Below are 15,519 nucleotides of genomic sequence, written 5' to 3'. Positions count from 1 at the left end.
AGATGTTGCGTAGAGTATCCACATCCACAGTATATGGATTGCCCGAAGCTAAGAGAATGTTTCCGTTTATTTTAGTCTAGTGTAAGGAGGTCCTGGAAACCACTCGCTTTCCTGTGGGGAGCTGGTGAGCCTCCTCAGCCGGCACGCCGGCCTCCGGGGTCTCACCTAGATTAGAAAGTGCAGGCGTGGTGTCCAGGACCGTACGGACAAGACAGCTTTTTGGAAAAGGCGATAAGCCTTTGTAAAAAAGATGACTTGTCACGCTAGGTCCTCCACGCCGGAACTAGACTGGCTCTTCTGCCCACGGGAGTCTCGCAGTTTCCAGGACCTCCTTTTCCATATTGGGACGAACGGAAACTGACGCATGTAGTTTTTAAAGATACAATACGCTTAAACAATGGAAGGGCTGTGAATAAAAAAGAGAAGGACAAAATAAGTTTTGGTTTCATCCTTCTAATGGCCTTGAACTGTTGATAATCCGTTTATAGTAGTGATCGATTTAAGAGTTCTTTTAAAACCCACTCGTCTTGTTGCATTGCTTCATGTGCATTCTTGGGAATTGAAAGGTTTACTAGCTTCACATATTGTCCTGTCTTTAGTTTTTTCACGTAACCTATTTCGCATAATACGTCTAGGTAGTGTTGGATTGGGTTTGGTTCGTTTCTAAATAAAGGGGCTTTTAGATCTGGGGGGTGGTTGAAAGGGTAAACAGGTAAGGAGAAGGGTTCGCCTATGGCTTGAGGCTCGATCTCGTCGATTATAATTTTCGCTTGCCACTGATAGGATGGGAGGTCGTATAAGAAGGCAAAGGGTACAGGTAGGTGGATAAGAGAGGGTAAAGTGCTTGGGTGTAAGCGTCTGAGATAAAGCCATTGCCTCCAAGGAAAGTCTGTGCTGCTTTTCATCTTTCCTGGCACTTGCTTTCTGAGCTTTTTCTTTTCTTTTAACCAAGATTGATAAACATACGAGGGCGAAACAGATTTAGGAGAAGATAAGATAGAAGCTAATGTACAAGTAGTATTAGTGAAGAAAGAGAGCTTTCCAATCGTTTTTCGGTTGCTCAGCAGTGTAGGGTGTGAGAAACGTGCAAACTGTTTTGTAGTGGAGCAATAAAACAATAGCATAGGATGCGGGGATGTCTTAAATTGTTGGAAGAAGAGTTTTTCAAATGAGGTTAGCGAGAGCATATTGGTGTGTAACCGTTTAAGTCGATTCCCACCTAAAATCCAGAGCGGGAGGATGCCTTCGGATTTATAACCTTCTGTACGCAATTTGATCATTTCCGGGGAAATACGACAACATTGATACTCAATTGCGACACGTTTCTTCCCAATCGTTAACAAAAGATCAGGCCGCTGTTGTATAGAGGGGAGATAAGACTCAAGCTCTACATGATAACCCTGCAAGCGAAGCCACTCATATAATTGCCACTTCCCCGCTTCATGATAAGCCCCCTCTCCTACATCATAAACACTACATTCCGATCGAGGTTTGTGTGCATAATGGGGAATCATTTTAGCACCAGCCTTCAGAATCACTTCTTCAGAACAAGCTGGGCAATAAAATGGCTGACGCCTTAATTCATGAATCTCCTCCTTTGTATATTTTGCTAACACATGTGATACACCACTTTTCGTAATGGCACTTAACATAAATCACCTCCAGGTTATTCTATTCTTCATTTATTCTCAGAATCCTTCTAAAAAGCTGGATACTCCAAAGTGATGGGTATCGGTTGGCTTTAATTGAGACTAAGGCGGTTGGGGAAATCACTCTTGACCTGACGCTAATTAGGTGGACGGACCAGCTTATTATAGTTGCTCTTAAGCTCCCTGCCTCATAAATATGGCTCGTTTCCGTCTCTCCCCATTCGGCAAAGGTGGGCCTGGAAATTGCGAGACTCCTGCGGGAGAAAGAGGTCGACGAGACCCCGCAGGGTGGGTTTCCCGAGGAGGCTGTTAAAAGATAGAGGAAGTTCGACTAAGACCGTCACATCCTGTGACAACGTCGAACGACCCCACGTCGTGCGGGGCCGCGGAAAGCGAGTGATTTCCAGGCCCACCTTACGCTCCATTATAGCTGACGGAAACCTCTCCGCAGTATAAAGAAACCCTGATCCTCAATGAGAATCAGGGTTATAACGGTTATAGGAGTGGCGACAGGAGGCGTGCGGTGGATTCCATAAAGCGTTTAGCTAAGGCGCGCTTACGGAATTCCTCTAGGATAATTTGATTTGATGATTGAATATCAAGCTCATAATCGTCTACCAAGGTTTTCGTACTCTTTGTGCGATACAAGAACGCATTTACCTCAAAATTCAAATGGAAACTTCTCATATCCATGTTTGATGTACCAATTGAAGCAAGCTCCTGGTCAATGATCATAATCTTACTATGCATGAATCCTTTATGGTACTCGTATATATTTACACCAGCTTCAAGAAGTTCAGGAAAATAAGAGCGGGAGGCGTGGAAGACAATGCGCTTGTCTGGACGGCTGGGCATTAGAATTTTTACATCTATACCACTTAGCGCAGCTGCTTTTAGTGCTGTGAGAATATCTTCATCCGGTATAAAATAGGGTGAGGCGATCCAGATGGAATGCTTAGCCGAGACGATCATCGAAAAGAATACGTGCTTAATCACTTCCCACTCATTATCTGGTCCACTGGCGAGCATTTGCACGCCGCCTAAATTATCACGCTCCACCAGTTGCGGCGATAAATACTCATTCGTAAGAAGCGCTTCATCTGTCATGTAGTACCAATCTTGCAGGAAGATCAACTGCAAACTTCGTACTGATTCCCCTTGAACGAATAAGTGGGTATCGCGCCAGAAGCCGTAGTATTCATGACGACCTAAATATTCATCACCAATATTTAAACCACCAACAAAAGCGGTGTTGCCGTCTACCACGATAATCTTGCGATGATTACGGAAATTAATCTTATTGTTTAAAAAGGGTAATTTAACAGGAAGAAATGGCTTCATTTCAACGCCTGCTTCTTTTAACTCCTCTTTATACTGACTTGAAAGTTTCCAGCTCCCTACAGCATCGTATAAGAAACGGACTTTCACACCACTCCGAGCCTTATCCATAAGGATTTGCTTAATTTCATTCCCAATGTGATCATGCCTGACAATGTAATATTCGATGTGAATATGATGAGTAGCCTTCTTTAATTCTTTAAGAATTTCATCAAAGGTTTCATCTCCATTTGTTAATACTTTCGTTTCTGTTCTAAATGTAATCGGTGAATGCCCTAATCGTTGAGCGAGACGAACCAACAGTTTTTGGTGATCCCCCATCTGTTCAACCTGATAAGGCATAATATCAGTTTCGCCCTCAATCTTACGAAAGGCTTCCTCATCCAACGCTCCCTTTTTACGAAACATCTTTTTCTTACGATAATTTTGCCCAAAAAGGATATAAAAGAAAAAACCGAATATGGGCAAGGCTGCTAAAACGAGCAACCAGGTTAGAGTTTGTGTGGGATGACGATTTTCAAAGAAAATGAGTAAGCCAATAAAGATAGCCGAAATCGTAAACAAGATTGAAATGGCTCCAATAAGCCATCCTTGCCACAATTCTTTTGTTACATAGAATACTCCAATTAATATCCCCATAAATACGAGAACCTGAATCCGTTTGAACATAAGCTTCGATTCCTTTCTCCAACTGAAATCCCTTTTGCCCTTTTATATACGAAGGTTCTTCTTCACTTGTTTCAATTATATGTACATAAAATGAAGGTCTTCCTTATATTTTTTACTTAATAGCAAACCTTCATCCAAAAGAATGCTGTATAACGTATAAAAGAGCGGCTCCTTATAAAAGGTGCCGCTCATTGTTTACTTCGCCGGAAAGTAACTACTAATATGCTCTAGTGCATTTTCACTGAAGATCGTTTTACCGTATTCTTCTAAGCGATGAACAGTAAGTGGCGATTCATGGCCAAACTCTAGTAGTTGACTCAAAATATTTTCTTGAGATTCGTCACTTAACTGCCCATCCGCAAATTGAACGTATAGATAATAAGATCCATCAAAGTGATACAACTGATCTTCTACATATTGTTCATTCAAGAAGTAATGACTTAACTGGATGACATCTTCAAAGTCACGGAAGCCAATAACAAATGATAAATTGTCGGACTCCACTGCTTCGTCTTCGCCATCCTGGTCCCCTTCTTGATTAGCGTTTACTTCTTGATCAAGAAGTGATTCAAGCTTCTCATCGACAGGCATATCTAATGTCTTACCGTCCTCTGTTGGCAATTCAAGTTTGTGACCATCTTTTGATACTTGAGCTTTCGTTACAACAATTTCTAGCCCTTTATCCATGGCCTGTACTTGAATCCACAACGGACCGTCTATATTAAAGTCTGCTTCATCGTTTACTTCGTCCATCATTTGCCAGAAGAGCTGTTCACTTCTATCTCTATTGTACCAAATCTCTTCGCGGTCAAAACCTCGATCTTCAATATCAATGTAGGAAACATAGAACTTTACTGTGTTTTCATTAATGCGTTCGATTTCCATGGAACTCGCTCCCTTCTGTTGATTAGTTAAAGGTGGAAGGGAAAACTTCACCCTTTCAATATTGCTATTACTTTACCTTACCCTCATATGACTATTCTCAATCATTTGATGTGCTTTTGCTACGTTTAATACCATTTTATGATACTACCCTGCTAATTGAAAACAGAATTGCTCATAAAATTAAAAACAAACGAATGACCTAGACGAGATCCGTAATCATGATCTCCCATGGTTGTACATATAAGTAATAGTAGAGGGTTAGTTAATTAAACATTGTAGCTTATTTGGGCAGCTTTGTCACTAGAAGTGGGAGGTTTTTTTGTGGATTTTGAGATCATTCAATCTATTCTTATTATCGTTGGAATTGACTTGGTTCTTGGAGGGGATAACGCTATTGTCATTGCCCTTGCAAGCCGGAATTTACCTACTAGCCAGCGCAACAAAGCGATCTTACTTGGTACAGGCCTTGCTGTAGGACTAAGGATTATCATGACAGGAATAGCTGTCTTCCTGCTACAGATCCCATTCCTACAATTTGTCGGTGGTGTCCTACTTGTTTACATCGCTATGACCCTAGTCACAGAGCAGGAAGATGGCCCTGAAATTCAAGCTCACACAAGTCTTATGGCAGCTGTCAAAACCATTGTATTCGCTGATCTCGTAATGGGATTTGATAATGTGTTAGCAATAGCCGGAGCTGCCAGAGGAGAAGTATACCTAGTTGTATTTGGCTTGCTTATTTCAGTCCCCATTATTATTTGGGGAAGTAAATTGATTCTTGCCCTGATGGAAAGATTCCCTTTACTTATATACATAGGGGCAGCTGTACTTGCCTATACAGCTGCAGAAATGATATTGGGTGAAGCAACGTTACAATACTTCTACAGCGGCTTCCCACTCCTTCACTGGATTATACCTCCCCTTACCATTGCAATCGTTATGGCTACTGGGGTTTGGTACAACCTCCTGAAAGAACGTTCATCATAAAAAAATAAACCTGCATTCCTTTTTATGAGGACTGCAGGTTTTTGTTTAATTGACTAAGCGCTGAGCTTCTTGTAATTGAAATGTACGTACTTTTCTTGGAAGGAAACGACGGATTTCATCTTCATTGTATCCAACTTGGAGACGTTTCTCATCTACAATAATAGGTCTTCTAAGTAATCCGGGATGCTCTGCAATCATATCAAACAGCTCTTTCATTGGAAGCTGATCCAGATCCACATTCATTTTTTGGAAAACCTTAGAGCGAGTTGAGATAATTTCATCCGTGCCATCTTCTGTCATTCGTAAAACTTCTTTAATCTCATCAATTGTCAAAGGTTCTGAGAAAATGTTACGTTCTTGAAACGGGATTTCATGCTCCTCTAACCATGCTTTCGCTTTACGACATGATGTACAGCTTGGAGAAGTATAAAGTGTTACCATACAAGCTTCACTCCTCAATAGATTTATTACGAAAAAAGTACTTTTAATCGTTTATTAAATTAAAATTAGTTTAAATAAGTATCTAGATTAAGTATACTATAGATGTTTTAAATTGGATAGATGCTATATATAAATGTTTATTAAATTCCACAAAACTTATACAATGTCCTCTGTTATTAGGGATATTCCACCTCTTTAATAGTATTAAACGTATTAGAAGCAGAAAAGTTTCAAAAAAATTAAAGTTAGTGTATTTTTTTGGATTACGCTTTTTATACCCAAGTTAGAGGAATCTGCTTTCTAAACCAGGAGCTTGTAAAAAAGAATTCATCTTACTCATATAAAAATAAAGCAAGCAGATTCAATCATTCTCTGCTTGCTTTATTTTAAAGTTAAGCGTTTTCAGGCTTTTTTAAAGCATTTAGAATGTTGTCCATATCTCGGTCTTCATCAAGCGTTAGCACTTCATCGACAGGCTGATAAGACTTCCCATACAGCTCTTTATCTTTGTACGTGTGGATTTTTTGATACATTTCTCTCATTTTTTCGTAAATGGAAGCTTCGGATTCGTGCTCAGGGGACCAGAAGAGGATTTCCATTTCGTTTAACTCATTTGTCGCAAGGGAACGACGAGCATAACCAATGGATTTTGCGTGTTCGAATCCTTCTTTTTGATAAAAGCGGAGGCGTTTTTCGGTGTCAGTATCTTCATAATCGACCGGTTCAACCTCAAGGATGATCGGCTTACCTTTTTCTTTCAGTTTCTGAATTAATTTATGCCCAATTCCCTTCCCGCGCGTTTTCGCAGAAACCCAGACATAATCAATAAAGATGAAAGAATCAAACTCTGCATACATGAGGACATGTTCGTCACTCTCGTCCTTTTTGTAGACATCGCCTTGTTCTTTCAAAAGTCTCTCCATGTGTTCTCTAGACTTCATTTCTTCGATAGGAAAATACTTATTAAGCTTTTCATACCAATTCATTGATCTACTCCTTATTTTGTAGTCTTCTCTATTATAACGAATATTCTCCATTTTGTTAAATTTATCTTGGTCATACCCCACGATATTTGAGTACCCTTCGCTGATTATTATGAAACATCAAATTGGTAATCATGCACAAAAGGGCTGTAGAGATGTTTGTTGTTAGGAAAGGCAGCAATAATTTACATCCAATACGTTTAAATCCAAACCATATCGAAATATACACCCCATACATAAAGGCTTGTGCGAAAGCTATTCGACCCACAATCAACATAACAGAGTCAAAAAGTTAGAAGATTAGCTTTATTTTAATAGAATTTTGTGCTAACATAATGCTCAAATGATTAAATTTTCTCACAATTAAGAAAAAAGCTGTTTGAACGATGTTCGTCTACTTTTCGAATGTCGATTTTCTTTTTTTGCATCCTTTTTCACTTTAATGTACTAAGTTACAAAAACGAGAAAAAGCCCATCTATTCAAAAGATGAGCTTTTCTATTATTGAGTTTGAAGTTGTTGTTTATAGGCTTCAAATTCTTTCTTAGTACAAGAAACCCAGTGGTCAGGACTTACTTCACGCCATTCTGGTTCCTCCCCGTCCATCTCTCTTCGATGCTCTTCTACATCGTACGTAACACGCTTACGGTTACGTTCATAATCTGGATCAGGGTGAGGAATTGCAGACATTAGTGACTTCGTGTAAGGGTGGAAAGCATTTCGGTATAAATCATCACTGCTAGCTACTTCTACTAGCTTACCGAAATACATAACTCCAATTCGGTCACTGATGTATTTAACCATCGATAAGTCGTGTGCGATGAATAAATACGTCAAGTTCTTTTCCTCTTGAAGTTCTTTCAACAAGTTTACAACCTGGGCTTGAATCGAAACGTCAAGTGCAGAGATTGGCTCATCGGCGATTATGAAGTCAGGGTCTACGGCAAGGGCCCTGGCAATTCCGATACGTTGACGCTGTCCTCCAGAGAACTCGTGCGGATAACGGTTTGCGTGTTCACGGTTTAGACCAACCGTTTCAAGAAGTTCCACAACACGCTCTTTACGCTCTTTCTTATCCTTTGTTAGTCCGTGGATATCAATTCCTTCTGCAATGATATCAGATACAGTCATTCGTGGGTTCAGCGATGCGTAAGGGTCCTGGAAGATCATCTGCATTTTACGGTTGAACTTCTTCATGTCAGCTTTTGATTTCTTACCATGAACGTTCTCTCCGTCGAAGATGACTTCACCATCTGTAGCATCATAAAGGCGAATAATCGTTCTTCCCGTGGTTGACTTTCCACAACCAGATTCGCCTACAAGTCCAAATGTTTCACCGCGATAGATATGAAAGTTCAGGCCATCTACAGCTTTGACCTTATGATCTCCTCTACCGAAGTGTTGTTTTAGATTTTTTATGTCTACTAATACTTCTTGGTTATTGGCCATTAACGTTCACCAGCCTTTTCCTTAAAATGCTCAATACGCTTTTGTACCACTGCAGGCGGTTCCACTTTAGGTGCATCTTCGTGAAGAAGCCACGTTGCAGCATAGTGCGTATCACTTACTTTGAACATTGGTGGTTCCATTTCAAAGTCGACCTTCATTGCATAGCTGTTACGAGCAGCAAATGCATCACCTTTAGGAGGGTTCGTCAAATCAGGTGGAGAACCAGGAATCGCTTGAAGCTCTCCTTCTTCAGCGTCTAAGCTTGGCATAGAAGCAAGTAGTCCCCATGTATAAGGGTGTTGAGGGTTGTAGAACACTTCATCAACAGAACCTGTTTCAACAATCTTCCCACCGTACATGACGGCTACACGATCGGCTACGTTTGCCACAACTCCAAGGTCGTGTGTAATAAAGATAATCGACGTGTTCGTCTTCTTTTGAATATCTTTTAATAATTCTAAAATCTGAGCTTGAATGGTTACATCAAGAGCGGTAGTCGGTTCGTCCGCAATTAATAATTTAGGATCCGAAGCTAAAGCTACAGCAATCATAGCACGCTGTCTCATACCACCTGAGAATTCATGGGGGTATTGATCGACACGTTGTTCAGGCTTCGGGATGCCAACAAGATCAAGAAGTTCAACCGCGCGTTTTTTTGCATCGGTCTTTGCAATTTTACGGTGCTTAATCATGCTTTCCATAATCTGACGCCCGATTCTCATTGTAGGGTTAAGAGAAGTCATGGGATCTTGGAAAATCATCGCAATATCTTTTCCACGGACCTTTTCCATTTGCCTGTCAGACTTTTGCACGAGATCCGTGCCTTCAAACAAAATTTCCCCACCTTTAATTTCTCCTGGTGGCATCGGAATCAGACGCATAATCGATTGAGTCGTTACACTCTTACCAGAACCCGACTCACCTACGATTGCAAGCGTCTCACCTTTTTTTACGTGAAAGTTCACTCCGCGAACCGCCTGTACTTCTCCTGCGAACGTATTAAATGAAACTTTCAAGTCGTTTACTTCTAGGATATTTTCCATTGATTATTTTTCACTCCTTCTACTTACGAAGTCGCGGATCTAGCGCATCACGCAAACCGTCTCCAATAACGTTAAATGCAAAAATGGTCAAACTGATAAATAAGGCTGGGAAGAATAGACGCCATGGATAATATTGAAGCGCTGCTACACCTTCACTCGCCATCGTTCCCCAACTTGCTAGCGGCTGAGGCACACCAAGACCAAGGTAGCTCAAGAACGCCTCTGTAAAGATTGCGTTTGGAACTGTTAGTGTCATGGTAATCAAGATTGGTCCCATTGTGTTCGGGATTAAATGTTTAGCCATAATTCGAGATGTGTTAGCTCCTAGAGTTTGAGCTGCCATAACGTACTCTTGACTCTTCAATTGGAGAACTTGTCCACGTACAATACGAGCCATGTTAATCCAACCTGTAATTGTCATAGCTGCAATCATTGTACCAAGACCTGGTTCAAATACGACCATTAATAAGATAACCATTAGTAGGTAAGGAATCGCCCATAGAATATCTGCAAAACGCATCATATACTCATCTGTACGTCCACCGATATAACCACTAAGTCCTCCCCAGATTACACCAATAGCCAAGTCAATCAATGCTGCTGCTATCCCGATGAATAAGGAGATTTGTGCACCGTTCCATATACGTGTGAACACATCACGTCCAAGTTCATCTGTTCCAAACCAGTGTTCACCTGACGGCGGCTGGTTGGCACTCATTAAATCATTTGTACGATAATCATACGGAGTTAAATGTGGTCCGACAAGAGACATAATAGCCAACATAATAAGAAGCACAATGCCAGTCATCGCTAATTTATTTTTCTTAAATCGCATCCAAACGTCTTTCCAGAATGAAATGCTTGGGCGCGATATCCTTTCAGAATCAGTAGTATTTCCACCAACTTGCTCAAAGAGTTCCTTGGGTATCTTTTGTTGTTGCATCGATTACTCTCCCTTCTTATCCGCTAACTTGATGCGCGGATCAATTAAGCTGTATGCAATATCGACAAGAAGGATGGATACTAGTAAAAGCACACTAAAGAATACAGTAACTCCCATAATTACGGAGTAGTCACGGTTTGTAATACTAGTTACAAAGTGCATTCCAAGTCCCGGAATACCGAAGATCTTCTCAATTACGAAACTTCCTGTTAAGATCGCAGAGATTAATGGTCCCATGTATGAAACAACAGGCATCATGGCGTTTCGAATCGTATGTCGTACTGTAATCTCAGTCGAATTTAATCCTTTCGATTTTGCAGTCTTAATGTAGTCGTTGCTCAATACTTCTAACATACTTGAACGGGTTAAACGAGCGATAAATGCCATCGGAGTAGAAGCAAGTGCAAGCGCTGGTAAAATCGTGTGTGCGAAAGATTCCCAACGAGCAACTGGTAATACACTCCATTTAATAGCTAAAACATATTGTAAAGCAGAAGCCATAATAAAGCTTGGTACAGAGATACCTAACACGGCAATAATCATTGCTGTATAGTCTTGCCATCTGTTATGTTTTAAAGCTGCAATAGCGCCTAACAGAACACCTAAAGCAAGCGCTAAGAAAATAGCTTCCATACCTAGCGCAAATGATACTGGGAAGCCTTCACTAATTAAATCATTAACGGACTGTCCTTTATACTTTAAAGACGGACCGAAATCCCATTTAACAACGGAAATAAGATAATCGACATACTGCATAAATAGTGATTTATCCAGTCCGTAGTATGCCTCTAAGTTTGCTTGAATGGCTGGCGGTAATTCCTTTTCACCTGAAAACGGTGAACCAGGCGCTGCCCTCATGAGGAAGAATGTTACTGTAACAATTACCCATAGCGTAAGCACCATGTAAAGGAGCCGCTTGCCGATATACTTTAACACGTTGGATACACCTCCAAAATATTACATAAAACCTCTAAGAAGAAGAGAAGGTATATGAGGAAGACCCTCATATACCTTACAAATCTTTCAAAAAATTACTCGAAGTGAGCCCATTTAAGCTGAACATCACCAAGACCAGACATAACTACATCTTTAAGGTTCTCATCTTGAACCCATGCATTTGTGTAGAAGTAAATTGGTGCGATTGGCATTTCATCCATTAGGATGCCTTCAGCTTCTTTAAGCATTTCTGTACGTTTCTCAGAGTCAGTTTCTGTTTGAGACTCTTCTAGAAGAGAAGCGAACTCTTCACTGTGCCAGCGAGTATCGTTGTTACCGCCTTTTTCTTTGTAAAGCTCAAGGAAGTTAATTGGATCGTTAAAGTCACCTAACCAACCCATACGGCCGATCTGGTAGTCACCCTGGTGAAGCTGGTCAATGTATACTGCCCACTCAGAGTTACTAAGTTCAACGTCAACACCTAAGTTCTTCTTCCACATGTCTTGAATCGCTTGTGCGATTTTAGCGTGAGATTCACTTGTATTGAAAGAAAGTGTAACAGCAGGCATGTCTTCTACGCTATCGTAACCAAGTTCATCCATACCTTTTTGAAGAAGTTCTTTCGCTTTTTCTACGTTAACAGCATCGAAGTAACCTTCTTCGTTATCAGAGAACATTGTCGGAGGTACAGCTGCCATCGCTGGAACCTGACCTGCTTTTGTGATGTTCTCTACAATACCTTTACGGTCAATTGAATAAGCAAATGCTTTACGGATGTTTGCATTGTTGAATGGTTCTTTCTCAGTGTGGAACTTGTACCAGTAAGTACCAGCAATTGGTTCAACGTTTAGGCTACCATCATCTTTAAGAGATGGAATTGCTTCTGTTGGTAGAGAACCGAATGGAGAACCAGCCCAGTCAAACTCACCTTGTTTAAAGCTGTTTAGCTCTGTATTGAAGTCGTTAATCATTGCGAATTCAATACGGTCTAACTTAACTGCTTCTTTGTCCCAATACTCTTCGTTTGGCTCAAGTGTGATTGAGTCGTTGTGACTCCACTCTGTCATTTTGAAAGGTCCGTTAGATACGTAGTTCTCACCAGCATCTGCGTACCATTCAGGGTTTTCTTCAGCAATTTTGCTGTTTACCGGGAAGTAAGTATAGAAAGCAGTTAGCTCTAGGAAGTATGGAGTTGGGTTTTCAAGCTCAACTTTTAGAGTTTTTTCATCAACTGCAGTAACACCAACATCTTCTAGGTTACCTTCACCAGTGTTCGCTGCTTCAGCGTTCTTTACATAGTAAAGCTGGTATGCATATTGAGAGTTATTATTTGGATCAAGAGCCCATTTCCAAGCATATTCGAAGTCCTGAGCCGTTACAGGGTCTCCGTTTGACCATTTCGCACCATCACGAATTGTGAATGTGTATGTTTTAAGGTCATCAGAAGTTTCGATTTCAGAAGCCATTGCTTCTTGTGGCTCACCTTCAGGTCCGATACGAGTTAAACCTTCAAATGTTTGAAGTAGGACAGATGAAGAAGTCGCATCGTTTGCTAAACTTGGGTTAAGTGAGAATGGCTCACTCGCAATGTTCGCTTTAAATACTTGCTCTGCGGAGCTTTCGCCGCCGTTATCACTTGTTGATTCACCGTTGTCACCGGAGTTGTCGCTTGTACCTTCTTCACCGCTGTCATCATCGCCACCACATGCAGCAAGGATCACTGAGAAGACAAGCAAGATACTAAACAATAATAGCTTTTTCTTCATAATTTTTTCTCCCCCTATTGCGTTTTAAATTTCATTCCAGATTTTTCGATCCGCTGGGTCGGATCCGCAGTTGAAGAACCACCTCCTTAAATTTCTACGTTTTCTCACATTCACAATCCCCCGATAATGAGAAATCTTCTGACAATTTGAATTGCAAGAAAATTAAATGTGTTCGTCTGCCAGGTCTATGTAAGAGAACGAATCCTTATAGTCTTTTAGTTCAAGAAACACGTCTGTGGCTTCAATTCCATCCACCTTTGATAAGTACAAATCTGTGAATTCTATTAACCTATCATTACTAGGAAAATAGGCTTGTATCATAATTTCGTACTTTCCAGCGAAGGCACCGACGAATCGCACCTCTTTGCAATCTGCTAATTCCATTGCAACTTTGTCCCTGTAACCAACCTTTGTCACGATCCCGATGATTGCTTGTACATGAAGACCAATTTTACTTGGATTCGTGTGGATTACAAATTCAAACACTCCACTTTCCATCATACGGTTAATGCGAAAGCGAACTTTCCCTTCACTAATACCATATTGTTTAGCAATCTCTGTGTATGGTCTGCGGCCGTCTGCTTGCAATGATTGCAAAATTCGCAAATCTGTTTGGTCTAGTTTGAGCAATCCGATCATTCCCCTGCGATTTACGTAAGAAGTTAACAATTTGTTTACGATTTGTTAACAAATTTGACTGTTTTCATTATACACACATTTTTCTGATAGTTTCAACAGATTTTTTGATCCTTTCGTCTCTCTAAAAATTATTGTAAGCGCTGTCATTGTCGTAAATTGTAGAAAAATGCGGTTTCGAAATTCGCAAAAAATTATGCGAATTAAGCATTATTCATCAGCTTTTTCATATACATGACAAGAAAACACAAGACTTAAAACGACTTATAACGTGTATAGTCTAATGATGTGTCATATAAGAAAGAAAAATATTTTATTTATTATATAAAGAACAAAAAAGCGACCCAGCTATGAACTGGGTCGCTTCACCTTTTTAAGGTGTATAGTCTACATTTTCTGTATAGGAATTACCTGCGTTCCATAGAAGGAACTCTTTAATCCCGTTTTCATTTAAGGCCCTGATTTGTGCTTCTACTTCCGCTTTACCATATTGCTTGGTAGGACCGCTATACAACCACGGTGCTTCAAAGTCTTGAATCCAAGGACGTGAAGTTGGTGGGTCCTCAAGTTTGCCTAATACTTCATTTTCTACTTTTGCATATTCTGAAACTAACTTATATGGTTCTTTATCCGGGAACGAAATACCAAAGTAAGACGTCCAGTGAGACGGATAGATCATAGATGAGATGACATCAACATTCGATGCAATCTTAGAGAAGTTCTGACCAATTCCAGGAGCTTCTTTAATTGTAGCAGAATATCCGAAGATATCGACGGAGACATCAACATCATATCCACTCAATTCTTCACGTGCATATTCAACAAAGTCTGTAACTGCTGTTACACGCTTTTGAACATTGTCTCCTTCTAGGTCCGCATAGTCTCCTTCATTATAAGAGAGGATATCATCTCTTCGTTCAAATCCTTCTGGGAAACGTACATAGTCAAACTGGATCTCCTGAAAGCCCATCTCAGCTGCTTTCTTCGCAAGCTCAACGTTATAATCCCAAACTTCTTTCATAAATGGATTTACGAAAGATTCCCCTTTTCCGTTTTTCCACACCTGACCATTTTCCGTGAAGGATAAGTCAGGTCGCTTTTTAGCTAACTTTGAATCTTTGAAAACAACAATACGTGCAATTGGATAAATCTCTTCTTCTTCTAATGTTTCTAAGAGTTTACGAGGATCATCAATGTAATTCGTCCCCACATCTTCATAAGGAGTTCCTTCTTCTGGCTGATACGTAATAATACCAGCATCCTCCTTAATATCGATTACCATACTGTTTAAATCAGTCGTTTGAATTAAGTTAACTAGCTTATCAAAACGAGCTCCACCAGCACTTGGTCCTGTTACATAAATGCCGCGAACAGCATCTGGGTATGTAAAATCTAAGCCTGAATCATATACAAAACGTGGCAATCTTTCTGGCAATTCAAGTGTCTTCATGGTCATTTCTCGCTCGGTATGGAACTTTGCTTTTTGTCCGCTTTCCTCTTCGCCATCAGCATGTGCCTTGGCAGCTGGAATAAAACTGAGCAGGAGAATACCAATGAGGAATAAAATCTTAAGTTGTTTGTTCTCCATCAACATCGACTCCTAAATGTGTAGTTATCTCTATTATAAAAGAGAACTTGCATCTTTTGGGAGCCTTTTTTAAATTTTTCCTTTTTTGTCATGAAACTTCCCTCCATTTCAAGTAACAACAAAGAAAATTTTCCCATTTTTTTAAGTCACGAAACCTGATTATTACAGATTCACCATTCTTTTTCTTTCTGCTATACTATGACTAAC

Annotated in this window: 13 protein-coding genes; 1 reads left to right on the top strand and 12 read right to left on the bottom strand. The window is 40.3% G+C overall.

Translation table 11 applies throughout. The features are described from left to right. Positions 1 to 482 precede the first annotated feature (482 nt). From IMZ31_RS04440 to mecA, 3 genes are all read right to left on the bottom strand, one after another. Positions 483 to 1,652, bottom strand: a complete 1,170-nt coding sequence (locus IMZ31_RS04440; protein WP_207529387.1) for a competence protein CoiA — start codon at positions 1,650 to 1,652, stop codon at positions 483 to 485. 492 nt (positions 1,653 to 2,144) lie between these two features. Next, positions 2,145 to 3,656, bottom strand: a complete 1,512-nt coding sequence (gene cls, locus IMZ31_RS04435) for a cardiolipin synthase (protein ID WP_207529386.1) — start codon at positions 3,654 to 3,656, stop codon at positions 2,145 to 2,147. A 195-nt stretch (positions 3,657 to 3,851) separates the two neighbouring features. Then, a complete protein-coding gene (mecA, locus tag IMZ31_RS04430) occupies positions 3,852 to 4,541 on the bottom strand; it encodes an adaptor protein MecA (protein WP_036784890.1) in 690 nt (229 codons plus the stop codon). A gap of 321 nt (positions 4,542 to 4,862) precedes the next feature. Here mecA and IMZ31_RS04425 point away from each other — a divergent pair, with 321 nt between their 5' ends. After that, the gene (locus IMZ31_RS04425) at positions 4,863 to 5,528 is read left to right on the top strand and encodes a TerC family protein (RefSeq protein ID WP_207529385.1); all 666 of its coding nucleotides are present in this window, start codon (positions 4,863 to 4,865) and stop codon (positions 5,526 to 5,528) included. A 45-nt stretch (positions 5,529 to 5,573) separates the two neighbouring features. Here the strand turns inward: IMZ31_RS04425 and spxA are convergent, their stop codons facing one another. From spxA to IMZ31_RS04380, 9 genes are all read right to left on the bottom strand, one after another. Continuing rightward, positions 5,574 to 5,969, bottom strand: coding sequence for a transcriptional regulator SpxA (spxA, locus tag IMZ31_RS04420; protein WP_207529384.1), 396 nt, complete (start codon positions 5,967 to 5,969; stop codon positions 5,574 to 5,576). Positions 5,970 to 6,361: 392 nt separating this feature from the next. Next, positions 6,362 to 6,955 (bottom strand): GNAT family N-acetyltransferase, encoded by a 594-nt coding sequence (locus IMZ31_RS04415; RefSeq protein ID WP_207529383.1) that lies wholly within the window; start codon positions 6,953 to 6,955, stop codon positions 6,362 to 6,364. Positions 6,956 to 7,452: 497 nt separating this feature from the next. Then, positions 7,453 to 8,400, bottom strand: coding sequence for an ABC transporter ATP-binding protein (locus IMZ31_RS04410; RefSeq protein WP_207529382.1), 948 nt, complete (start codon positions 8,398 to 8,400; stop codon positions 7,453 to 7,455). Beyond that, the gene (locus tag IMZ31_RS04405) at positions 8,400 to 9,443 is read right to left on the bottom strand and encodes an ABC transporter ATP-binding protein (protein ID WP_207529381.1); all 1,044 of its coding nucleotides are present in this window, start codon (positions 9,441 to 9,443) and stop codon (positions 8,400 to 8,402) included. The genes IMZ31_RS04410 and IMZ31_RS04405 overlap by 1 nt, the downstream gene beginning before the upstream one ends. A 19-nt stretch (positions 9,444 to 9,462) precedes the next feature. Beyond that, positions 9,463 to 10,386: an ABC transporter permease gene (locus IMZ31_RS04400; RefSeq protein WP_207529380.1), complete on the bottom strand. Its 924-nt coding sequence runs from the start codon at positions 10,384 to 10,386 to the stop codon at positions 9,463 to 9,465. 3 nt (positions 10,387 to 10,389) lie between these two features. Beyond that, positions 10,390 to 11,322, bottom strand: a complete 933-nt coding sequence (locus IMZ31_RS04395) for an ABC transporter permease (RefSeq protein ID WP_207529379.1) — start codon at positions 11,320 to 11,322, stop codon at positions 10,390 to 10,392. A 95-nt stretch (positions 11,323 to 11,417) separates the two neighbouring features. Next, positions 11,418 to 13,088: a peptide ABC transporter substrate-binding protein gene (locus IMZ31_RS04390; protein WP_207529378.1), complete on the bottom strand. Its 1,671-nt coding sequence runs from the start codon at positions 13,086 to 13,088 to the stop codon at positions 11,418 to 11,420. A 162-nt stretch (positions 13,089 to 13,250) separates the two neighbouring features. Further along, entirely contained in the window at positions 13,251 to 13,718 is a 468-nt protein-coding gene (locus IMZ31_RS04385; RefSeq protein ID WP_036784913.1) for an Lrp/AsnC family transcriptional regulator, read from the bottom strand. 379 nt (positions 13,719 to 14,097) lie between these two features. Next, the gene (locus IMZ31_RS04380; RefSeq protein WP_207529377.1) at positions 14,098 to 15,312 is read right to left on the bottom strand and encodes a putative glycoside hydrolase; all 1,215 of its coding nucleotides are present in this window, start codon (positions 15,310 to 15,312) and stop codon (positions 14,098 to 14,100) included. Positions 15,313 to 15,519 lie beyond the last annotated feature (207 nt).

Source organism: Pontibacillus sp. ALD_SL1 (assembly GCF_017355605.1).
Note: the sequence above shows the minus strand (reverse complement) of the source record. Positions and strands in the feature narration are given on the sequence as shown.

Excerpts from the sequence above, each read along its gene's own strand:
- IMZ31_RS04440 (WP_207529387.1), bottom strand. The coding sequence starts at position 1,652 with ATGTTAAGTGCCATTACGAAAAGTGGTGTATCACATGTGTTAGCAAAA.
- cls (WP_207529386.1), bottom strand. The coding sequence starts at position 3,656 with ATGTTCAAACGGATTCAGGTTCTCGTATTTATGGGGATATTAATTGGA.
- mecA (WP_036784890.1), bottom strand. The coding sequence starts at position 4,541 with ATGGAAATCGAACGCATTAATGAAAACACAGTAAAGTTCTATGTTTCC.
- spxA (WP_207529384.1), bottom strand. The coding sequence starts at position 5,969 with ATGGTAACACTTTATACTTCTCCAAGCTGTACATCATGTCGTAAAGCG.
- IMZ31_RS04415 (WP_207529383.1), bottom strand. The coding sequence starts at position 6,955 with ATGAATTGGTATGAAAAGCTTAATAAGTATTTTCCTATCGAAGAAATG.
- IMZ31_RS04410 (WP_207529382.1), bottom strand. The coding sequence starts at position 8,400 with ATGGCCAATAACCAAGAAGTATTAGTAGACATAAAAAATCTAAAACAA.
- IMZ31_RS04405 (WP_207529381.1), bottom strand. The coding sequence starts at position 9,443 with ATGGAAAATATCCTAGAAGTAAACGACTTGAAAGTTTCATTTAATACG.
- IMZ31_RS04400 (WP_207529380.1), bottom strand. The coding sequence starts at position 10,386 with ATGCAACAACAAAAGATACCCAAGGAACTCTTTGAGCAAGTTGGTGGA.
- IMZ31_RS04390 (WP_207529378.1), bottom strand. The coding sequence starts at position 13,088 with ATGAAGAAAAAGCTATTATTGTTTAGTATCTTGCTTGTCTTCTCAGTG.
- IMZ31_RS04380 (WP_207529377.1), bottom strand. The coding sequence starts at position 15,312 with ATGGAGAACAAACAACTTAAGATTTTATTCCTCATTGGTATTCTCCTG.